The organism is Hymenobacter actinosclerus (genome assembly GCF_900111515.1).
Lineage (GTDB): Bacteria > Bacteroidota > Bacteroidia > Cytophagales > Hymenobacteraceae > Hymenobacter > Hymenobacter actinosclerus.
On record NZ_FOHS01000002.1, the window covers coordinates 1,210,346 to 1,231,731 of the forward strand.

At 62.1% G+C, this 21,386-nt stretch carries 19 protein-coding genes and 1 rRNA gene; 8 read left to right on the plus strand and 12 right to left on the minus strand.

The genetic code is table 11. The annotated features are described in order from the left end of the window. Nucleotides 1-4 precede the first annotated feature (4 nt). The 4 genes from BMY67_RS11485 to BMY67_RS11500 all read right to left on the minus strand — a co-directional run bounded on the left by BMY67_RS11485 (nucleotide 5) and on the right by BMY67_RS11500 (nucleotide 3,594). Nucleotides 5-343, minus strand: a complete 339-nt coding sequence (locus BMY67_RS11485; RefSeq protein WP_092771554.1) for a circadian clock KaiB family protein — start codon at nucleotides 341-343, stop codon at nucleotides 5-7. Between the two features lie 11 nt (nucleotides 344-354). After that, a complete protein-coding gene (locus BMY67_RS11490) occupies nucleotides 355-645 on the minus strand; it encodes a circadian clock KaiB family protein (RefSeq protein ID WP_092771556.1) in 291 nt (96 codons plus the stop codon). A 116-nt stretch (nucleotides 646-761) separates the two neighbouring features. Then, on the minus strand, nucleotides 762-2,501 hold the full coding sequence (kaiC, locus tag BMY67_RS11495) for a circadian clock protein KaiC (protein WP_092771559.1): 1,740 nt from the start codon (nucleotides 2,499-2,501) through the stop codon (nucleotides 762-764). Nucleotides 2,502-2,619: 118 nt separating this feature from the next. Continuing rightward, complete coding sequence (locus BMY67_RS11500) at nucleotides 2,620-3,594, minus strand: arginase (protein WP_092771561.1); 975 nt, start codon at nucleotides 3,592-3,594, stop codon at nucleotides 2,620-2,622. A 307-nt stretch (nucleotides 3,595-3,901) separates the two neighbouring features. Here BMY67_RS11500 and BMY67_RS11505 point away from each other — a divergent pair, with 307 nt between their 5' ends. From BMY67_RS11505 to BMY67_RS19350, 3 genes are all read left to right on the plus strand, one after another. After that, complete coding sequence (locus BMY67_RS11505; protein ID WP_092771711.1) at nucleotides 3,902-5,305, plus strand: type III PLP-dependent enzyme domain-containing protein; 1,404 nt, start codon at nucleotides 3,902-3,904, stop codon at nucleotides 5,303-5,305. Between the two features lie 192 nt (nucleotides 5,306-5,497). Next, nucleotides 5,498-5,656 (plus strand): hypothetical protein, encoded by a 159-nt coding sequence (locus tag BMY67_RS19345; protein WP_177189793.1) that lies wholly within the window; start codon nucleotides 5,498-5,500, stop codon nucleotides 5,654-5,656. 170 nt (nucleotides 5,657-5,826) lie between these two features. Next, nucleotides 5,827-5,988 carry a hypothetical protein gene (locus BMY67_RS19350; RefSeq protein ID WP_177189794.1) on the plus strand — a complete coding sequence of 54 codons (162 nt, stop codon included), beginning with the start codon at nucleotides 5,827-5,829 and terminating at the stop codon, nucleotides 5,986-5,988. A 66-nt stretch (nucleotides 5,989-6,054) separates the two neighbouring features. Here the strand turns inward: BMY67_RS19350 and BMY67_RS11510 are convergent, their stop codons facing one another. After that, nucleotides 6,055-6,579: a D-glycero-alpha-D-manno-heptose-1,7-bisphosphate 7-phosphatase gene (locus BMY67_RS11510; RefSeq protein WP_092771563.1), complete on the minus strand. Its 525-nt coding sequence runs from the start codon at nucleotides 6,577-6,579 to the stop codon at nucleotides 6,055-6,057. Nucleotides 6,580-6,755: 176 nt separating this feature from the next. On the opposite strand from BMY67_RS11510, the gene hemG reads away from it, so the two are divergent. The 3 genes from hemG (at nucleotide 6,756) to BMY67_RS11525 (ending at nucleotide 10,157) form a co-directional block, all read left to right on the plus strand. Continuing rightward, nucleotides 6,756-8,090 (plus strand): protoporphyrinogen oxidase, encoded by a 1,335-nt coding sequence (hemG, locus tag BMY67_RS11515; protein WP_177189795.1) that lies wholly within the window; start codon nucleotides 6,756-6,758, stop codon nucleotides 8,088-8,090. Between the two features lie 246 nt (nucleotides 8,091-8,336). After that, nucleotides 8,337-9,143: a polyprenol monophosphomannose synthase gene (locus tag BMY67_RS11520; protein ID WP_092771567.1), complete on the plus strand. Its 807-nt coding sequence runs from the start codon at nucleotides 8,337-8,339 to the stop codon at nucleotides 9,141-9,143. Between the two features lie 63 nt (nucleotides 9,144-9,206). Further along, entirely contained in the window at nucleotides 9,207-10,157 is a 951-nt protein-coding gene (locus tag BMY67_RS11525; RefSeq protein ID WP_092771569.1) for a TerC family protein, read from the plus strand. Nucleotides 10,158-10,322: 165 nt separating this feature from the next. Here the strand turns inward: BMY67_RS11525 and BMY67_RS11530 are convergent, their stop codons facing one another. After that, nucleotides 10,323-12,470 carry a biosynthetic peptidoglycan transglycosylase gene (locus tag BMY67_RS11530; protein WP_092771571.1) on the minus strand — a complete coding sequence of 716 codons (2,148 nt, stop codon included), beginning with the start codon at nucleotides 12,468-12,470 and terminating at the stop codon, nucleotides 10,323-10,325. 186 nt (nucleotides 12,471-12,656) lie between these two features. On the opposite strand from BMY67_RS11530, the gene purB reads away from it, so the two are divergent. Then, nucleotides 12,657-14,024 carry an adenylosuccinate lyase gene (gene purB, locus BMY67_RS11535; RefSeq protein WP_092771573.1) on the plus strand — a complete coding sequence of 456 codons (1,368 nt, stop codon included), beginning with the start codon at nucleotides 12,657-12,659 and terminating at the stop codon, nucleotides 14,022-14,024. Nucleotides 14,025-14,140: 116 nt separating this feature from the next. Next, entirely contained in the window at nucleotides 14,141-15,241 is a 1,101-nt protein-coding gene (locus tag BMY67_RS11540; protein ID WP_092771575.1) for a glycosyltransferase family 9 protein, read from the plus strand. Between the two features lie 35 nt (nucleotides 15,242-15,276). On the opposite strand, the gene BMY67_RS11545 is transcribed toward BMY67_RS11540, so the two are convergent. From BMY67_RS11545 to rrf, 6 genes are all read right to left on the minus strand, one after another. Continuing rightward, nucleotides 15,277-16,401 carry a glycosyltransferase gene (locus tag BMY67_RS11545; RefSeq protein ID WP_092771577.1) on the minus strand — a complete coding sequence of 375 codons (1,125 nt, stop codon included), beginning with the start codon at nucleotides 16,399-16,401 and terminating at the stop codon, nucleotides 15,277-15,279. Nucleotides 16,402-16,424: 23 nt separating this feature from the next. Continuing rightward, entirely contained in the window at nucleotides 16,425-17,411 is a 987-nt protein-coding gene (locus BMY67_RS11550; protein WP_092771579.1) for a glycosyltransferase family 2 protein, read from the minus strand. Then, nucleotides 17,404-17,931, minus strand: a complete 528-nt coding sequence (locus BMY67_RS11555; protein ID WP_143069794.1) for a DUF4199 domain-containing protein — start codon at nucleotides 17,929-17,931, stop codon at nucleotides 17,404-17,406. Before BMY67_RS11555 ends, BMY67_RS11550 begins: the two co-directional genes overlap by 8 nt. A 42-nt stretch (nucleotides 17,932-17,973) precedes the next feature. Then, nucleotides 17,974-18,510: a DUF4199 domain-containing protein gene (locus BMY67_RS11560; RefSeq protein ID WP_177189796.1), complete on the minus strand. Its 537-nt coding sequence runs from the start codon at nucleotides 18,508-18,510 to the stop codon at nucleotides 17,974-17,976. A gap of 84 nt (nucleotides 18,511-18,594) precedes the next feature. Then, nucleotides 18,595-20,640, minus strand: a complete 2,046-nt coding sequence (locus BMY67_RS11565; RefSeq protein ID WP_092771585.1) for a BatA domain-containing protein — start codon at nucleotides 20,638-20,640, stop codon at nucleotides 18,595-18,597. A 458-nt stretch (nucleotides 20,641-21,098) separates the two neighbouring features. Beyond that, nucleotides 21,099-21,210 (minus strand): 5S ribosomal RNA (rrf, locus tag BMY67_RS11570). Between the last annotated feature and the right edge of the window lie 176 nt (nucleotides 21,211-21,386).

Sequence of the window (21,386 nt, forward strand, 5' to 3'; positions counted from 1 at the left end):
CAACTTAGCTATTTTGAACGGGCTGCGTCCCGGCGTCCGGGCCGGCCTCCAGGCCCAGCAGGCGCAGCACCCGCGGCCGGTCCGAAAGGTCGCCCACCAGCCAGCGTTGCAGGCCGGGGCTTTTTTTCACCAGCGTGGGCGCGGCAATAATGCGGGCACTCTGGGCCAGCTCGGGCTGCTGATAAATATCGATAATCGTCAGCTCGTAGCGCCCGGCCAGGTATAGCTCGCAGATGGCCTTGAGGTTGCGCACGGCCCGCGTCGAGTTGGGCGTAGCCCCGGTAATATAGAGCTCCAGCACATAGGTTGGCGGGGGCTCCTCGGCAGTAGGCCAGTCTTGCATCAGCACGGCGCTTACAAGTGGCCGATAGCCCGCAGATCGAGGCCCACCAGCACCCGTTCCTTGTTCGAGAGGTCGCCGATAATTTTGCGGATGGGGGCGGGCACCTTGCGCACCAGCGTCGGAATGGCCAGAATCTGGTCACCCTCGGCCAGCTGCGGGTGCAGCAGCAAGTCCACCACTTCCAGCTGATAGCGCCCCTTTAGATGCTGCTCGCAGTAACTTTTCAGGTTGGCCAGCGCCTGCATCGATTTCGCCGTCTGACCCGCCACGTACAGCCGCAGCTCCCAGGTTTCCTCGTCCATAGTACTATTTTTTGGGTCCTGGATTTTGGTCAAAGATGTTATGTTGGCCGGAGTTTGCCGGGGCAAAGCAGCCTGCCCACCCCCCGGGGGCCGGGCGCTTGCTCCCTCCCTAACGGCTACGCGCCCGAACCGTTGGGGGCCGCGGGCGACTGCGCTGAGAAACTGCGGCTTAGCTGCCGGCGCCCCTGCTGCTGGGTGTCGTAGCGTTCCTGCTCCTCGGAGTTCACCCGCCGCAGCTCGTCCTCCACCGACTCGAATTCGGTGCGCAGGTTGGCAATGGTGGCTTCCAGCACCCGCCGCTTGCGCTCCAGCTCCCGGTCGCGGCGCTCGGCTTCCTGCTCGGCGGCCAGTATCTGGGCCTGCTCCTGGATGTGCTGGGTGAGGCGGCTGGCCCCGGTGATGATGCCGGCCGGCCCCACCAGCACGTCGAGCAGCCGGATGCCGTGCTCGGTGACCAGAAACTCGCGCACCTGGTTGGAGTGCCCCATGCCCCGGGCCTTGAGAATACTGATGCCGCGGTTGCGCTCACCCACGCCCTCCAGGTCGCGCACATGAATCCAGGTATCAACCAGCGAGGAGATGCCTTCCTCCGTCATTTCGCGCTGGCCCCGCTCGCCGCTGATCAGGGCCGTGAACAGGGCGTTGATGCCCTGCACTTTCAGGAAATCGACCAGCCGCGTGAGCATGCTGCGCACTTCCGAGAGGCTGCCCACCGACACGAGGTTGCTGATGGGGTCGATAACGACGGTGTCGGGCTTAAAATCGCCGATGAGCTTATGAATCGTGACCAGGTGGCGCTCCAGGCCGTTGAGGGTGGGGCGGCTGGCCTCGATGCGCAGCTGCCCGCTGGCCACGAACGGCTGCAAGTCGAGGCCCACGGTAGCCATATTGCGCAGCAGCTGGGCCGGCGACTCTTCGAAAGCGAAGATCAGGCACCGCTCGCCCCGCTGGCAGGCGGCGAGGGCAAAAGCGGCCCCGAGCGTGGTTTTGGCCGTGCCGGCCGTGCCCGTAATCAGGGTGCTGCTGCCCTTGTAGAGGCCGCCGCGCCGGAACATGCCATCGAGGTCGGCCACGCCGGTCGATATCACCTCGTCGGACACCTTATGCTCCAGCTTGAGGGAAGTGACGGGCAGCACCGAAATGCCGTCTTCGGTGATGATGTAGGGGTATTCGTTGGTGCCGTGGGTGCTGCCGCGGTACTTTACAATGCGCAGCCGCCGGGTGGTTACCTGGTCAATCACGCGGTTGTCGAGCAGAATCACGCAGTCCGACACGTACTCCTCCAGGCCCTGGCGCGTGAGCGTGCCCTCGCCCCGCTCGGCCGTTATAACGGTCGTTACGCCCTTGTCTTTGAGCCAGCGGAACAGCCGGCGGATTTCCGAGCGCAGCACGGCCTCGTTGGGAAAGCCCGAGAACAACGACTCAATGGTATCGAGCACCACGCGCTTGGCCCCGATGGTATCAATGGCGTAGCCCAGCCGGATAAACAGCCCTTCAAGGTCGTATTCGCCGGTTTCGTCGATTTCGGAGCGGTCGACGTGCACGTGGTCGAGGCGCAGCTTTTTATCGGCCTGAAGCTGCACCAGGTCGAACCCCAGCGAGGCCACGTTGGCGGCCAGCTCGGCGGCCGTTTCCTCAAAGGCCATCAGCACGCCCGGCTCGTCGTAATCGAGGATGCCGCGCACCAGAAACTCGATGCCGAGCAGGGTTTTGCCGCAGCCCGCGCTGCCGCACACGAGCGTTGGCCGGCCCAGCGGCAGCCCGCCCTCAGTTATTTCGTCGAGCCCCTCGATGCCGGTGGGTGATTTGGGCAACTGGGCAAACTCAACAATACGGGGCAAATTCTGGTCGGGCATAGAGAATAATTTGCCGAAAGATAAGGTAGAATGAAGGAATGCGTGAACCCGCCTTTCATCCTGAGCCTGCTCAGGATGAAAGGCGGGTTCGCCAAATCACCAAGTCACCCTATCACCGCTACCGGCTTACCACTTCGGCCAGGCGCAGGCGGTTCTGGATGGCGTCGGTGGCGGCTTCGAGAATGTCGAAGGCATTCTGGGCCATGGTGTTTTCCGAGTCGAGGGTGGGGTTGATTTCCACCATCTCGAAGCATACTACCCGGTCGTTTTCGAGCAGCGCGCGGCACAGGCTGATGGCCTGCTCCACGTTCAGGCCGTCCTCGACGGGCGTGCCGGTGCCCTTGCTGAAGCGCGAATCCAGCGAATCCACATCAAACGACACGTACACCAGGTCGCAGAAGCGCAGGCGCTCATAAATTTCGCGGGCCACCTGGCGGGTGCCTTTTTCGCGCACCTCGTCGAGCTGGTAGTTTTTGATGCCCAGGCGCTCGATAATGGCGTTTTCCTCGGCTTCGGTGTCGCGCACCACCACGTACACGAGGTGCTCGGGGGCTACTTTGGGGCCGGGCTCGCCCAAGTCGCGCAGGCGCTGCCAGAAAAACTCGGTTTCGGCGGCGGGCTGGTTGCGCTGGCACTCGCGGTTGTCGTCGTTCAGGCTCAGGGCCAGCGGCATGCCGTGCACGTTGCCGCTGGGCGTAGTGTAGGGCGAGTGAATGTCGGCGTGGGCATCAACCCAGATGACGCCGAGCGTTTTGTGGGGGTAGGCAGCCTTGATGCCGGCAATGGTGGCCGAAGCGTTGCTGTGGTCGCCGGCCAGTACCAGCGGGAATTCGCCCAGCCGCAGCGTCTGCTCCACGGTGCTGGCAATGCCCTTCTGCACCATATAAATGGAGTCGATGTGGCGGGCGAAGGGGAAGTGGTTTTTCTCGAACAGCACGTGGTTCAGATCGGGCACTTTAACCGAGTTGAACCGGCGGAAGTAATCGGAGCCCTTGTTGAGGCAGGCCACCTTGAGGGCATCGATGCCCATACTGGCCCCCCGGGTTCCGGCCCCCAGTTCGGAGCGCACTTCCAGCAGCTTGATACGTCGCATATTACATTGGCAGAAAAAGGGTTAGAGTGGTTTTAATGCTTGCCGATTGAGCGGGTGGGAATTCCCCTCAGGCTTGACGCGCGCGGACTTTCCGGCGCCACCAACGAACAGAGCACAACCAAAACCCCCGCGAGGGGGTATCTTTGCAGCAGCAATTTACGGCTTAGTTGATCGAGCTGCGTGCCGGCAAAGAAGTTTTTTTCTGCGCCGCCCGCCGTCCGTTTGCTGCCCTGCTCTCCCCTATTCCGGCCCTGCGCCCTAAACGCCAGGCCCCAAGCTCTAAAGCCCCCGTTTTCCAATGCCCTACATGGACACCTACCAAGACCTGATTTCGCAGACCTTCGACTTCCCGACCGACGAGTTCAAGGTGGAAAATAATGAGCTGCGCTTCGAGGGCATCGATCTGATGGCGCTGGTAAAGAAGCACGGCACGCCGCTGCGCCTCTCCTACCTGCCCAAAATCAGCTCCCAGATCAAGCGGGCCCAGGAGTGGTTTGCCCGCGGCATCGAAAAAACCGGCTACCGCGGCAAGTACTCCTACGCCTACTGCACCAAGGCCTCGCACTTCAGCTTCGTGGTCGAAGAGGCCCTCAAAAACGACGTGCATATCGAAACCTCGTCGTGGTTTGATACCAATATCATCCGGGCCATGTACGCCAAGGGCCGCGTGACCAAGGACACCTATATTATCTGCAACGGCTTCAAAACCGAGGAATACAAGCGCGAAATCACCCGCCTCCTCAACGACGGCTTCGGCAACTGCATGCCCATCCTCGACTCGCCCAACGAGGTGGACTACTACCACGACAACGTGCGCGAATCGTGCTGCCTGGGCATGCGCCTGGCCTCCGACGAGGAGCCGCGCTTCCAGTTCTACACCTCGCGCCTGGGCATCCGCTACGCCGATGCGCTGCCGCTCTACGAAAGCAAAATCAAGGACGACCCGCGCTTCGAGCTGAAGATGCTGCACTACTTCATCAACACCGGCATCAAGGATACGTCCTACTACTGGTCGGAGCTGAGCCGGTTTGTGCACCAGTACTGCGAGATGCGCAAGGTCTGCCCCACCCTCACCACCATCGACATTGGCGGCGGCCTGCCCATCCAGACCTCCATTCAGAAGGAGTACGACTACCCCTACATGATTGAGGAGGTGCTGCGCACCATCAAGCGCATCTGCGACGACGAGGGCGTGCCCGAGCCCGACGTGTTCACCGAGTTCGGCATCTTCACGGTGGGCGAGTCGGGCGCCACGATTTACTCGATCCTGGACGAGAAGCTCCAGAACGATAAGGAGCTCTGGTACATGATTGACGGCTCGTTCATCACCAACCTGCCCGACACCTGGGCCCTGAACCAGCGCTTTATCATGCTGGCCCTCAATGGCTGGGACAAGAAGTACAAGAAGATTCAGCTCGGCGGCCTCACCTGCGACTCGCAGGACTACTACAACGCCGAAAAGCACATCTACCAGGTGTTCCTGCCCGAGCGCAAGCCCGCTACCGACTCTGAGCCGCTTTACGTGGGCTTCTTCCACACGGGCGCCTACCAGGAAAGCCTCTCGGGCTACGGCGGCGTGAAGCACTGCCTGATTCCGGCCCCCAAAATGGTTATCCTCGACCGCGACGCCGACGGCAACCTTACCGACCGGGTGTTTGCTGAGGAGCAGACCGGCGAGTCGATGCTGCGGATTCTGGGCTACCAGGTGTAGCGCGGCGCTGCTATATCATCTTTGCCAGGTCCAAAACAGCGGGAACCTCTTACCGGGGTTCCCGCTGTTTTCATCATCTATATCAGGCCATTGGGCGAAGTGATGGTCTGGCAGTTGCAAGCGGCTGTTCAACTGCCTATCTTTAGGCCCGCTATATCTTTTTGGGCCCGGCCCGCATTTCAAATTTCACGCATGAAAAAACTCCTACTCTTCGCCTGCGTAGCCGGTCTTGGCCTCAGCTCCTGCAACAAAAAAATGCAATGCCCCGCCTACAGCGCCACCAAGGACGCCAGCCGCCTTTCGTCGCCCGTTATGGCTCAGGGCCCGGCTACTGCCATCGAGCGGCAGTAATTTCCGCGCCAGTTTTGCAGAGCGCCTCCCTTTCGGGGAAGGCGCTTTTTGCATTTAGGCAGGTCTGTATTCTTTTTGCGGGCAGCGCAATTTCGCGGTAACTGAATCGTTTGGCGACTACGAGCGTTGGGAGTAACGCCCGCATTTCATCAGCGAATTATAATTTTACCATGAAAAAGCTTCTCATTTTCGGAGTTTTTCTCTCGTTCACAGCCGCATCCTGCAGCTCCTCGTGCCCGGCCTACTCGTCGGCAAAGCCCGCCCAGCACCGGGCCGCACAAGTAGAAGCGCCAGTAGTAGCCAGCACGGCCCAGCCCACGGACCAGCAGTAGCTATTTGCCCCATTGCCATTGCCTGGCCGCTGGCTCCTGTTTTTGGAAAGCCAGCGGCCGGCGGCGTTAACGCTCCGTCGCGGCGTCGGTGGCCAGGATAAGGTCGGTGGCGGCGGGCAGGTCGGCCGTGCGGGGCGCGAAACCCGGGGGCTCGTCGGGGCCCACCAGCAGGCCGCGCACGCCGGCTTTTTCGGCGGCGGCCATGTCGCGGAGCCGGTCGCCCACCAGCCAGCAGCGGCGGGCATCGAGCCGGAAACGGGCCAGCGCCTGCTCCAGCATCAGCGAGTCGGGCTTGCGGCGCAGGCTCTCCGACACGCTGGGGTGGCCGGGCGCAAAGTACAGCGCATCAATAAGGCCGCCCACCGCTTGCTGCAGCTTGGCGTGGCAGGCCTGCACATCGGCGGCCGTGTAGAGGCCGCGGGCGATGCCCGCCTGGTTGGTTACCACAATCAGATAGTAGCCGGCAGCCTTGAGCCGGGCCAGGCTCTCGGGCACGCCCGGCAGCACGTCGAATACGGCCGGCTCCCACACATACGTCCCGATTTCCCGGTTCAGTACCCCGTCGCGGTCGAGGAAAACGGCTTTGTTCATGGATGGTGGCGTTGAATGGAGCGGGGGTCAGCGGGCAAAGATACGGTCATCCGGAGCTTACAGTGGGCTGCTACAGCCGCTTTCGTTTGCTGCCAGTGGCGGCCCACGGCCTTCGCGGCGGGCAGGATGACCGTATCTTTGCGACTTCAGCAGCATCTCAACCAGCACATCAACCAATGGCTATTGCAATTATCGGCGGGGGTATTTCGGGCCTGACGCTGGCCTGGGGCCTGCAGCGGGCGGGCATCGACTACGACCTGTTCGAGGCCAGTGCGCGGCCGGGCGGCACCATGTGCTCGGAGCAGCACGAGGGCTACCTGCTCGAAGTGGGGCCCAACTCGCTGCAGCTTTCCGACGAGCTGGCAGCCCTGTTCAATGAGCTGGGGCTGAACGACAAAATTGAGGATGCCGCCGCCGTAAGCCAGAACCGCTACGTGCTGCGCGGCGGGGCCTACCAGCCCCTGCCCGGCACCCCGCCCGGCCTGCTGACCAGCAAGTTTTTCAGTCTGAAAGGCCGCTACAACATTGTGCGGGAGCTGTTTCGTAAGCCGGCGCCGGTTGATGAGCTCGAAACGCTGAGCGCGTTCTTTACCCGCCGCTTCGGCCCCGAGGTAGTCGAATACGCGCTCAACCCGTTCATTTCGGGTATTTATGCCGGCGACCCTTCGCAGCTGCTGCTGCACAAAACGTTTCCGCAGCTGGCGGCCCTGGAGCAGCAGCACGGCTCGGTGCTGCGCGGGCTGATGCAGGGCAAGAAGGAGGCTGCCCGCCGCCGCATTGTGTCGCTGGCCGGGGGCCTGCAGACGCTGCCCAACGCGCTGGCCGCCAAGCTGCGCCGCGCCCATTTCGGGCAGGCCGCCACCCGCCTGCACCGCCACGCCGACGACGGCCGCTGGGAGCTGGAAACTACCGCCGGCCCCGCCCCGCGCCTGTACCAGCAGGTGGTGCTGGCTTTGCCTACCTACGCCGCCGCGCCGCTGCTGGCCGAGCAGTTTCCGGAGCAGGCCGCCGCGCTGGCCGCCGTGTACTACCCGCCCATGGCCGCCATCTACACCGCCTACCAGCGCGCCGATGTGGGCCATCCGCTGAACGGGTTCGGGGCCCTGCACCCCAAGGCCGAGCAGCCCTACGCCGCCGGCAGCATCTGGACCAGCTCCATCTTCCCTAACCGCGCCCCGGCCGGGCAGGTGCTGTTCACCACATTTGTGGGCGGCACCCAGTACGAAACCCAGGCCCGGGAGCCGGCCGCCACGCAGCAGGCGGCGGTGCACGCCGAGCTCAGCCGCTTCTACGGGCTGAAAGCGGGCGCCGCGCCGGTCTGGCAGTACCGCTACTTCTGGCCCCGCGCCATTCCGCAGTTTGATGCCCGCATTCTGCCCGCCCACGCCGCCGCCGACACGTTGCAGGCGCTGGGCCTGCACGCTACGGCCAACTGGCGGGCCGGCGCCGGCGTGCCCGACTGCGTGCGCCACGCCCGGCAGCTGGCCGCCACGCTGGCCGCGATGCGCTAGGGTGCGGCATGGGCGGCGGCCAGCTGCCGGTTTTCAGGGTTGCAAAAGGTGCGGGGTCTGGGGCCGTTAAATGCAGAAATCCTATATTCTGCAAACCCATAGGCCCCGGGCCGGTTATTCAGCCTCCGGCACGCAACCTGCAGTCGGCTGGCTGCATCCTTGGGATGCTTTTCCGGTCGTTTGCTCCGCCAGCCGATTCGTATTTCGTCAGCCCCGCACCTCGCGCAAAATTTTACCTTTACGGCAATGACTGACGGCCTCGTTCTGATACCGACCTACAACGAGCGGGAAAATGCGGAATTAATTATCCGCAAGGTGTTCTCGCTGCCCCAGCCGTTCGACGTGCTCATCATCGATGATGGCTCGCCCGACGGCACGGCTGGTATCGTGCGTACGCTGATGGCCGAGTTTCCGGAGCGGCTGTTTCTGGAAGAGCGGGCCGGCAAGCTGGGCCTGGGCACGGCCTACCTGCACGGCTTCCGCTGGGCCCTGGCCCACGGCTACGAGTACGTGTTCGAGATGGACGCCGACTTCTCGCACAACCCCGAGGACCTGCTGCGCCTCTACGACGCCTGCGCCCACCAGGGCTACGATCTGGCTATCGGCTCGCGCTATATCGAGGGCGTAAACGTGGTCAACTGGCCCATGAGCCGGGTGCTGATGTCGTATTTTGCCTCGGCCTACGTGCGCCTGGTTACGCGCATGCCCATCATGGATGCCACGGCCGGTTTCAAGTGCTACACGGCCCGGGTGTTGCGCGTAATTACCCGCGAGCGAATCCGGTTTGTGGGCTATGCCTTCCAGATTGAGATGAAGTGGCTGGCTTACAAGTTCGGCTTCCGCCTCAAGGAAGTGCCCATTATCTTCACCGACCGCACCCGCGGCACCTCCAAGATGAGCAAGGGCATTTTCAAGGAGGCCTTCTTTGGCGTGGTGCAGATGAAGATGAGCAGCTGGTTCCGGCGCTTCGACCGCACGGCCGCCGCGCCCGCCGAAGCGCCCCGCCTCAACGCCCCCCTCACCACGGCCACGGCCGACCCCGAAACGCGCTAGGCGCCCCGGCAGCCGGGCACGGCCGGCCGGCAGTTTCGGCGGCGGCCACGTATCTTGCTAGCAATGGATATTTCCCCGCTGTTCTGGGTCGGCTTCAACGTGTTCGTGCTGGCCCTGCTCTTGCTCGACCTGCTGGTATTCAACCGCCGCGACCACGTGGTGAGTATGCGCGAGGCCCTGGGTTGGAGCGCCTTCTGGGTGGCTCTTTCGCTGTCCTTCAACTACCTGGTGTACCAGTGGCTGGGTAAGGCCGCCGCCCTGGAGTTCCTCACCGGCTACCTCATCGAGAAGTCGTTGAGCGTGGATAACCTGTTCGTGTTTCTGCTGATTTTCAGCTATTTCAAGGTACCGGCGCAGTACCAGCACAAAATCCTGTTCTGGGGCATTATCGGGGCGCTGGTGCTGCGGGCGGCCTTTATTCTGGCCGGGGCGGCGCTGCTGGCCAAGTTTCACTTTCTTATGTACGTGCTCGGGGCCTTCCTCGTGTACACGGGCATCAAGATGGCTACTAGTGGCGGCGAGCCCGAAATCGACCCCGACAGCAATCCAATAGTTAAGTTTCTGAGCCGCCACCTGCCCATTACCAGCAAGCTGCACGAGGGCAAGTTCTTCGTGCGCAAAGACGGCGTACTGTTCGCCACGCCCCTGCTCGTAGTGCTGGTGATGGTGGAAACCACCGACGTGGTGTTTGCCGCCGACTCCATTCCGGCCATCCTGGCCGTCTCGCGCGACACGTTTATCGTGTACACCAGCAACGTATTTGCGCTTTTAGGCCTGCGGGCGCTGTATTTCGCTCTCGAAGGCCTCATGCGCCTGTTCCACTACCTGCACTACGGCCTGGCCCTTATCCTGGTATTCATCGGCGGCAAGCTGCTGGTTGAGGGCTTCGACGTGCATATTTCCATGGGCTGGTCGCTGGGCACGGTCGGAGTGATTCTGGTGCTCTCGGTGGTCCTGTCGCTGCTGTTCCCCAAACCGGTGGTAGAGGAGCAGAGCGAGGCGCCGGGTGAGTAACAGCGCAACCCGCCCGCTATCTGAGCATGTAGCGCGACCTTGGTAGTTCGCGCCCCCGCACTAGCAGGGCCGACCGAACGGCGGCGCGAACTACCAAGTTCGCGCCGCCGTTCGGTTTTATAAGCTGTTTACTGGCCTGAAAACCGGAGTGGCTCTTTGCTTCTGCTACTCCGGTTTTGGCGGCACCGTGTTGCCGGCGGGCACCTCCAGGCCGGCGGGCGCGCCGGTACCGAGCAGGTCGAGCAGGTCGATGGGCTCGTCGAAACGGGTCGAGTCGGGGGCCAGTGACAGGCGGGTAGTATCGGGGCGGGCGATGAAGTTCATGGCCCGCAGGCCGCGCCCGCTGAAGCTCACGCCGCCCACGCTTTCGGCCTCGCCCTCGGTGATGTAGCCGCGCCGGGCCATGAGCTGGGCAATCAGGCGCTGGAAGTAGCGGGCCGAGCCGCGCATGTCGCCGTACTGGTTGAAGCCCCCCCGAAAGCGTTTCGGGCTCGGAATGATGCTGGCCAGGTACAGACTTTCCGACAGGTTGAGGTTGGCCGGCTGCTTGTTGAAGTAGAACTCGGCCGCCTCGTGGACGCCGTAAATCTTCGGCCCCCACTCAATAATATTCAGGTACACCTCCAGCATGCGCTGCTTGCTGGCCAGGCGCGTGTTCTCAATAATCCAGACGATTAGCGCCTCCTCGACCTTGCGCACGATGGTTTTCTTACGGGTCAGGAACACGTTTTTCACCAGCTGCATCGAGAGCGTGCTACCGCCGCGGGCAAAGCGCCGCTCCTTCAGGTTCTGGATGGCCGACTTCACAAAGGCCTTCTCCATAAAGCCCCGGTGGGTCATGAAGCGCGGGTCCTCGGCCGTCATAATGGCATACTTCAGGTAATCGGAAACCTGGTTGTAGGGCGTGAATTCGGGGTTGGCGGGGCCCACAGTGAACGTCTTTACCGAGTCGCCCTTGTCGTTGTAGGCGGTGTAGCGGAACGGTTCGTTGAGCTTGTTGAGGTCTTCGCGGCCAAACTGCGTGATGCGGAACTTGGTGGCCCGCAGGCCCGAGTCGAACTGCAGGCTGTCGAGCTTATTCATGTCGAGGGCGGCGTGCAGCCGGTACTGCAGCGTACCCTCGGCGCGGGTGCCTTCGAGGGTTTCAAACATGCCCTCGGGCAGGGCCTCGAAGAAGTCGTTGGCCTTGGTTTCGGCCGACTGCACGTCCAGCTTCACCACCATGCCGGCAAGCGCCTGGCTGCGGCTGGTCAGGCCGTTGATGTTCTTGCCCACCACCCGCTCGGGCACCGGCCGGCGGCGCACGCTCAGCTCCGGAAAAAACTCCATGCGGTTGAGCAGCACCCGGGTGCCTTTCTCCAGCGCAAACGAGGCCTGCCCCAGTCGGGTCACGAAGTCGATGCCCCCGCGCGGGAAACGCACATCCTGGTCGGAGAGCTTGGGGTGGTTGACGATGAAGTTGACGGCCGAGGCCGTGCCGGTCAGCGTCAGCTCGTCGCGCCGGAACGTCTTGTCCGACAGGCTCACGCGCACCGTATCGAACTGCACCCGGGCGCCGTAGCGGCGCTGCACGATGGGCAGCACCACCGGCCGCTTATCGAGGCCGAACACCTGCGCGTCCACCTCGTAGTCGCCGGCATCGATGTGGCCGATGATGCCCACGCGGTTTTCCACCGAGTCAATCAGGGCCGTCATTTCGCCCGAAATTTCGCCGTCCTCAATGGCCAGGCGCGGCATGGTCAGGCGGGCGCGGTGGCGGGGGCCGTCGTAAGTGATAAGGAATTCGCGGAAATCGGCCTCGCCGGGCACGTTGTCGAAGGTGGCTTCGAGCAGCTGGTTGGCCAGCAGGCCGTAGTTGGTGCCCTTGGTGGTGTCGCGGACCACGGTGGGTTCGCCCTTCTTCTTCTTATAGAGAAACGAGAAGTTGTCGCGGCCGTTGGTGGTCTGGTGGGCCGTGAGGCGCACGGTATCGATTTCGAGGTTGCTGAACACGGGCCGGCCGGCAAACAGGCTGCGTACGCTGAGCGAAGCGCGCACGGTGCGGGCCCGCAGCAGCGTGTCGGTGAGCAGCGGGGCCGTGGGCACGATGCTGATGCCGCGCAGCTCCACGGTGTTTAGGTCGGTGAAGCGGGCCGGACCCAGCGTGAGCGTAACCGGAAACTTGCGCTCGACTTTGGCCTTTACCTGCCGCAGCGCCACTTCGAGCAGCTGCTGGCGCTTAACCAGAAACAGGCCCAGGCCGGCCAGCAGCAGCAGCGCAAAGATGCCCAGGCCGAGGCCAATTCTTTTCTTGATGAGGGGAGTGATGCGCACGAATCGGGGAGAAAACGACCGGCCGGGGCCAGGCCGGCCGCAACCGGGCCCCACCCACCGCCCGACGAGTAACTTATGCGGCAAAGGTAAACAAAAAGCCCCGCGCCCAGAATGCCCAAATGGGTGACTTGGTGAATGCGCCGGACTATCTTTGCCGCCGTACCTCACCTTCCTGTTTCCTCTCCTATGCCCGACGCCGCCGCTGCCCTCGCCGCCCTCACACCCCTGACTGCCCTTTCGCCCCTCGATGGCCGCTACCACCGCCAGACGGCCCCGCTGGCGGCTTACTTCTCGGAGCTGGCTTTGATCAGGTACCGGGTGCTGGTGGAGGTGGAGTACTTTATTGCGCTGGCCGAAATGCCGCTGCCCCAGCTCACCGGCGTCGATACGGCCACCTTCGCGCCGCTGCGCGCCATCTATACCGACTTCACGGCCGCCGATGCCGAGGCCGTAAAGGCCCACGAGCGGGTTACCAACCACGATGTAAAGGCCGTGGAGTACTTCCTGCGCGACAAGTTCCAGGCCCTGGGCCTGGGCGGGTTCGTGGAGTTCATCCACTTCGGCCTCACCTCGCAGGATATCAACAACACCGCCATTCCGCTGAGTTTGCAGCACGCGCTGCTCCACACCCTGCTGCCCGCCTACGCCGCCGTGCGCAACCAGCTGGCCACCCGCGCCCAGGAGTGGGCCGCCGTGCCCATGCTGGCCCGCACCCACGGCCAGCCGGCCTCCCCTACCCGCCTGGGCAAGGAAATTGAAGTGTTTGTGGCCCGGCTCGATGCCCAGGTAGAGCTGCTGGGCCAGGTGCCGTTCGCGGCCAAGTTCGGCGGGGCCACCGGCAACTTCAACGCCCACCACGTGGCCTACCCCAACCTCGACTGGCACCAGTTTGCCCAGCAGTTCGTGGAGGGCCGGCTCGGGCTCAAGCGCAGCCACCCCACCACCCAAATCGAGCACTACGACCACCTGGCCGCCCTCTGCGACGGCCTCAAGCGGCTCAATACCATCCTCACCGACCTGGCCCGCGACGTGTGGCAGTACATTTCGCTGGGCTACTTCCGCCAGACGGTGAAGGCCGGCGAAGTGGGCTCCTCGGCTATGCCGCACAAGGTGAACCCCATCGACTTCGAAAACGCCGAGGGCAACCTGGGTTTGGCCAATGCCGTGCTGGAGCACCTGTCGGCCAAGCTGCCCATCAGCCGGCTCCAGCGCGACCTCACCGACTCGACGGTGCTGCGCAACCTGGGCGTGCCGCTGGGCCACACGCTCATCGCCCTTACGGCCCTGCAGCGCGGCCTCGGCAAGCTGGCCCTCGACGAAGCCGCCCTGCACCGCGACCTGGAAGCCAACTGGGCCGTGGTGGCCGAGGCCCTGCAAACCATCCTGCGCCGCGAAGCCTACCCCGACCCCTACAACGCCCTCAAAGCCCTCACCCGCACCGGCGAAGCCATTTCGCAGGAAACCATCCGCGAGTTCGTGGATGGGCTGGACGTGAGCGACGCCGTGAAGCAGGAGCTGCGTGCCATTGCGCCGCAGAACTACGTGGGAATGTGACGCAATACGAGCAATGCAGCAAATGGGCAGATTCCTTCCTCGCAGAAGGTAAACTACCCTGTTCAGCACAGCTACCGCATTTCCCTTAGTTAACAACTCAAGCTCACCAGACTGTAATGCCCCAACTCAACGGCCTCACTGTGCATGCCGACTGCCGCCACTTCCGCGGCGACCTGCCCTGCCGGCCCAACAAAACCGATGGTTACACCTGCCCCGACTGCCCGGTGTACGCGCCCGTCACGAGCCGCATTCTGATCATCAAGCTCGGGGCCATCGGCGACGTTATCCGGACCACGCCCCTGCTGCGGCGGCTGCGCCAGGAGCGGCCGGGCTGCTTTATCACCTGGCTCACACTCACGCCCGCCATCCTGCCCCAGCACGAGATTGAGGAAATTCTCAAGTTTGATTTCGCCAGCGCCCTGCAACTGCAGGCCCGCGAGTTCGACGTCGTTATCAACCTCGATAAAGAGAAGGAGGCCTGCGCGCTGCTGAACGTTATTTCGGCCCCCGAGAAGTTCGGCTACGCCCTGCGCTCCGCCGACGGCGTGGCCTGGCCGGTGAACGAGCTGGCCCAGCACAAATACCTCACCGGCGTGTTCGACCAGCTCAGCCTGGCCAACACCAAGCCCTACGTGCAGGAGATTTTCGAGCTCTGCGGCTTCGACTTCCGGGGCGAAGAGTACGTCTTCGACACCCACGACGACAAGGGCTACGATTGGAGCCAGTTACCTACCGGCGCTGGCCCCCGCATCGGCCTGAACACCGGCTGCGGCGACCGGTGGACCACGCGCCTGTGGAGCGACGAGAAGTGGCTGGCGCTAATTGCCCAGCTGCAAACCGCCGGCTACGCACCCGTGCTGCTGGGCGGCGAGGCCGAAGACGCCCGCAACCGCCGCCTGCAAGCCGCCACCGGCGCGGCCTACCTGGGCACCTTCCCCCTGCCCCAGTTCATCAACCTCATGCACCAGCTGGACGGCATCGTGACGCAGGTAACCATGGCCATGCACATCAGCATCGCCCTGCAAAAGCCCACGATTCTGATGAACAACATCTTCAACCCCCACGAATTTGACCTCTACGGCCGCGGCCAGCTCGTGCAGTCCGACAGGCAATGCGTGTGCTTCTACCGCGGTACCTGCCGCCTGGGCGCCAGTTGCATGGAGGATTTACCGGCGGAGAGGGTATTTGAGGCGGTGCGAGCGAGTGTGCCCGTTTAACTCCTTAGGGCGAGCCGGCGCCGGAGCTCCGGCAGTCAGCCTGCCACTTCCTTCAGCGCCGCTACCATCACCTCCCACGAAAACTCCTGGCGCTTCGCCGCCAACCCGGCCATAAACTCGACCTCCCGCTGCCGGGCGTAAAAATCGACCAGCGCGTCGGCAATAGCCTGGGGCGCGGGCGGCACTACGTAGCCGACTTCTCCGTCAGGAATCAGTTCGGCCAGGCCACCCACGTCGGTGACCAGCATGGGGCGGCCGAAGTGGTAGGCAATCTGCGAAACCCCGCTCTGGGTGGCGTTTTTGTAGGGCTGCACTACCATATCGGCGGCGCAAAAATAGTCGGCTACCTGCTCGTTGGGGATGAAGTCGGTGGCCCGGATCAGGCGGCTTTCCAGGTTGTGCTGCCTGATGAGCGCCTCGTAGGGCGCGGCATCCTCGTAGTATTCGCCGGCAATTATCAGCTTCACCGGCAGCGCGGCCAGCCGCTCGTCGGCAAACGCTTCGAGCAGGATATCGAGGCCCTTATAGGCGCGGATGAAGCCGAAGAACAACAGGTAGCCAAAGCTGGGATCGAGCTTTAAAGCCGCCAGGGCCGACGCTTTAGGCTTGGTAGGGCCGAAGTTGTCGTAGAGCGGGTGGGGGCGGTAGAGGGCCGGTTGCCGGAAGTGCAGGCGGCGCAAATCGGCCAGCACCGACCGGCTCATTGTCACGAAGCCGTGGCAGGCGCTCAGGAAGTAGCGCGTCAGCGGCCGGTCGCCGGGCCGGGCCTCGTGCGGAATCACGTTGTCGGTGATGGCCACCACGCGGGTGTGGCCGTTGCGGGCGGCGAGGCGGGCCACCGTGCCCAGGGCCGGCCCCATAAACGGCAGCCAGAACCGAAAAACAACCAAATCGGGCTTCTCGCGGCGTAGCTTCTCCCCTACTTTCCACCACGAAAGCGGATTCACCGAGTTCAGACTGACCTCAATGTCGAGCCCCTCGGGCGCGGGCCCGGTGCTGAACTGCGTCTGGCCCGGAAACAGGAAGCCAGGATACTGGAGCGAGAAAGTCACGAGTCGCACCTCGTCGCCGGCCTCCTGAAAGGCCTGGGCCAGCCGCTCGTTGTAGGTAGCCAGCCCGCCCCGCAGCGGGTACGCCGGCCCGATGATGACTACGCGCATCTTGTTAGGTGACAATTTGCTTTTTACTTCAAATTAAGCCGCTCCTTTACCAGGTAGTCGTTGCGGTTGTCGCCGTTGAGCTGCACCATTTCGGCCAAAAAACCGGCCAGAAACAACTGCACACCCACAATAACGGCTACCAGGGCCAGGAAGAACAAGGGCTGATCGGTAACGGCGCGGGTGGCCACGTTGTGCCAGGAGTGCCAGACTTTATCCACCATCAGCCAGAGCGCAATCAGCATGCCCAGCAGGAAGGAAACCGAGCCCAGGGCCCCGAAAAAATGCATCGGCCGCCGCCGAAACCGGCTCACGAACGTGATGCTCATCAAATCGAGGAAGCCGTACACGAACCGCTCCAGCCCGAACTTGGTGGTGCCGTACTTGCGCTCCTGGTGCTGCACTACCTTCTCGCCGATGCGCCGGAAACCGGCCCACTTGGCGATAACGGGGATGTAGCGGTGCATTTCGCCGTACACCTCGATGCTTTTTACCACCCGACTATCGTAGGATTTCAGCCCGCAGTTGAAATCGTGCAGGTTGATGCCCGAAATCCAGCGCGTGGCCCCGTTGAAGAGCTTAGTCGGAATGGTTTTGCTAAGCGGGTCGAAGCGCTTCTTCTTCCAGCCGCTCACCAGATCGAGGCCGTCCTCGGTAATCATGCGGTAGAGTTCGGGCAACTCCTCGGGCGAGTCCTGCAGGTCGGCGTCCATGGTGCACACCACCCGGCCGGTCGTTTCCTTGAAGCCCACGTTCAGGGCCGCCGACTTACCGTAGTTGCGGTTGAAGCGGATGCCGCGCAGGTGGGTGTCGGTGGCGGCCAGTTCCTCAATCACGGCCCACGAGTCGTCGGTCGAGCCGTCGTCGATGAGAATGACCTCGTAGGTGAGCCCATGCTGCGCCAGCACGCGATGAATCCAGCGCGTGAGCTCGGGCAATGACTCGGCTTCGTTGAGCAGCGGAATAACGATGGACAACTCCACCGGAAAGTGCTGCGGCAGGCGCTTACTCAAACTCAGGGCGGGTATTTTTAGTGAAAGCCGAAACGATGAGCGAGATAATAAAGCCCACAATAGCAGCTCCTAGGATTCCGAATACTATTGTCAGTGGCCCACTCGAAAACTTCGAAGTCATGGCCATTGCCTGGTCAATCTGGGCTTCATCCAGGCCCTGGGTTTCCATTTTAGCCCGCGTCAAGTCCATTACCCGTCCCATGTAGCTGGGGTCGATAAAGGTCATGTACACATAGCTGAAAATGCTGCTGATAACGCCGGCTACTACCGTCAGAATAGTGCCGATGCCTAAGCCCTGACCGTAGCTCATGAAGCCGTTATTGAGCTTTTTGAATTGTTTGTGGGCCATGACAATCGCCACAATCATCACTACTGCACTCAACCAACGCACCGGGGTTTCAGGGTCGCTGATAAGGGCTAGCTGTAGAAACGAGATAATAGTGACTATGACTCCGGTAATGAGGCCGTAACGGATGCCAACTGAGGATGGCGTAACTGCGGGGGTAGTGGTGTTTTCCATGAACAAAAAGGGGTAGAGAGTGGATGATTGCGGGAAGGTAAATTATTTCCGCAAGAACACCCCACCCGGAATACTGATCAGCACTCCGAAAAACAGCTTTTTGGAAAATTCGTCCTGCGCAAACTGGGCCGGTGTGCGGGCCAGGTTGCGGAGCGTAGCCTCGTATTGCTGCAGACCGTTGGCTTCCTTCAGGTACAGGGCTTTCGTGCTTTCCAGCAGTTTGTGTACCTCCGCCAAGTGCTGCTCAATCAGCCCTGGCCCCGTAAGCCGCGAGAAGAGATAGAACGCTGAGGCCGCTACCAGTGCCGATACCAGCGCCGTAAGCACCCCTACCCCGATGCTTTTCCCAAGCCCCGGCCCCTCCGGCTGGTAGTAGCGGCGCAGCAGTACCTGGCTGGCAATGGCGGCCAGCGGCGGGAAGAAGTCGGCCAGCGTCCGTTTAGGACCGTAGGGGTTGTTGTCGCTGACATAAAGGAACAACACCCAGGCAAAGCACAACGCCCCGGTAATGGCCCCGCATAACATGGCGGTGCGCAGCACGGGGCTGGCAGTGGAAGCGGTAGTGGGTTTCAAAAGCATAGATCGAATGAAGGCGCAAGATACGGGCCCCATCGCAACCACCCTTACCCCACCACTTGTTGCGGTCGGCTGCTCCAGCCCCTCTTACGCCCCTACCGCCACCACGGGCGCGGGCCGACGCTGCCAACGCAGCAGCAGCGCCTCCAGCAACAGGCAGGCCAGCGCCCCCCAGATGCAGTACTGCCACAGCGGCGTCCCAACCCGCGTAGCCTTATACTGCGCGGCCGCCGTCTGGCTGCCGCTGGTTTCATACACCCGCACATTGGGCCGATTGGGACCAATTAGGGCGCGTAGCTCGGCCGCCGAGTAGCCGGCCAGTTCCGATTCGCGCTTGTCGAAGTTGAAAGCCAGCGTGGCAACAGTTTTGCCGGCCTGCTGCAATTCGTAGAACCCGGGCTGCCGTAGTCCAGGCGGAATCTCCAACCGCAGCATACTGCCCTGCCGCCGATGCACCGGAATAAAGCTCAGACTATCCTGCACCAGCCGGTATACCGCCTCCGGACCAGCGGCCGTTTCCGGGAGCTGTACGCCTACAACGGCCTGATTGATGCGGTAAGCGGGCTGTTGCGGCTGCCGGTAGCTCTGCATAGCCAGTTTATAAAGTACCGGGACAAACAGCGGGTGCTGGGCGAAATCGGAATACGGGGCAGTAAACGGGGCCGAGAATACGTACACCATGCCGGCCCCACTCGGAAAACCAGCCAGATAACTCTCTCCGTCGCGCATCCGCAAAATTTCAGTGCCCGTGCGAGCCCAACGCAGTACCGGTGCCGCGCGGGGCATACCCGCCCGCGGGTTCAGGCCCGCAAACACATCCTGAAAAAAGGGGTTACGGGTATCGGGCAGCGCTACCTCCTGAAGTACAGGCCCGGCAGGCGACATTGGTTGCCACTGTACCTGGCCCACCCCCAACTCACGGAAAAGTTGCCCGTATGCCTCGCGGCTACCCATGGCGGCCGGAGGCACTACCACCAGCGTGGCCCCCTGCTGCACGGCACGGCGCAGGTTTTCGCGCAGGCCGGCAGCAAGGCCCGGCGCTTCACGCAGAATCAGCAGGTTGCCTACCGCCAGCTTGCGGTAGTCGGCCGTTTGTGCGCTGGTGAATTGGTAGCTGAACAGCGGCTCGTTGCCATAAAGCCGGCCGAGTTGTTCAACCGGAGCCACTTCCACCACCTTTATTTGCGCAGCGGGCTGCAATGTAAAGAAGTAAGTATTGTCGAAGTCCACTGGGAAATCATCGACTGCCACCCGGCACTTCTGCGCCTGCGCCCCATTCAGCCGCAGCCTTACCTGGTTGGTAACGGTTTGCCCCGCGGGCACTGTAGCCTGAAAAGCGGCGGCCTGCCGCGTTCCGACAAAGAGCTTAGCCGGGCAGTTCTCGGCGAGTTGCTGGCCACCATTCCTTAATCTAATGTGCAGGGTCAGGTCAACCTCACTGCGCACAAACCCGTCATCCAGCCAAACGCTGTCCACAAACACATTGGCAGTGGGCCGAGCCGCAGTTGGAACCAGAAAAACCTGCTGAGTGGAATCAAGCAGTTGTAAGGTGCGGGTTGAAAAGTCGTTCTTCTGAAAATCGGAGAATACGAATAACGGCCCTTTTCCCACTTCGCGGCTCTGCTGCCGTTGAGCCAGCATCCGGCTCAGTTTACCTGCTTGGCCGCTCACCTGCACTTGTTCCACCGCACTGCGAAAAGCGGCAGCACTCAGCAAATCAGGCCCTCCCGGCGCAAGCCCAAAACGGGTCGCTGCCGGAAAGGCCAAGGGCAAATCGGCCGCTTGGTCGATAGCCTGCTCCAGCACCGGCTGGTCATTGGCACCCAATTGGCGCATACTAGGCGAGTCGTCGAGCACCACCTGCACAACATTGCCAGTGGCTGCCTGCTCAGGTGCCGGTATGTAAGGCTGAGCGAATAGCAAAACCAGAAAAACAACCAACCCAATCCGGGCCGCCAACACTAGTAAATGCTTCAGCTTACGCTGCCGGGCCGTCACCAGCTTCACCTCGCGGATAAACTCCACATTGGAAAACAGCACGCGCTGCGGCCGGCGCAACTCAAATAAATGGATGGCAATGGGAATGGCAACGGCCAGCAAACCCCACAGAAACCACGGATACGTAAATACCATGAAGCAGAAACAGTAATTCCGTGAAGGTAAACACAAAAAAGGGGCGGCAAATCCCCTTGAGGACTTACATGCGCGCTACCGGTTACAGCGACAATGAAAAAGGCTGGAATATCTGCTGATTAAACAGGGATTCCAGCCTTAGGATAGGCACTCTAAGGTTTTGCAGCATTCAGGAGCCCGTGCACGTGCGTCCAGCTGCCACCGCTCTGGTTCCAAGTATCGCGCCCGGCTACGATGGGCTGTGTAGAAGTTGTTTCTGTTTCGAAGCCATCCCCCCACAATAAAGGCCCGCTCCCTCACGTGAAGAAGCGGGCCTTATTGTGCTGGACCAGACAAAGCCCGGTAGCCCTGTGCCGGTTGGCACTCCTGTTACCGTTGGCCTGGCCCTAAACGCGAGCTGCCCCGCGCATCCTTCTGCCTTGCGGGCACAGGACGCTGCGGGGCAGCAGGCTTGATAAGGTTGGCGGCGACCGACTCTCCCACCGATGAAGGCAGTACCATAGGCGCTCCGGGGCTTAACGACTCTGTTCGGAATGGGAAGAGGTGAACACCCGGGCTAAAGCCACCATTATCAATTCAGCGTGTTATGCGTGTTCGCACACAACAGCTGTGAAATTCGACATAGAGGCAGAGTGAAAGAAAAAGCAAGCGGTGAGCTTATTTGCTACAGAAGTGTTCGAGCCCTTAGTACCCCTCGGCTATGCCATTTCTGACTGTACACCTGGGGCCTATCAACGTCCTAGTCT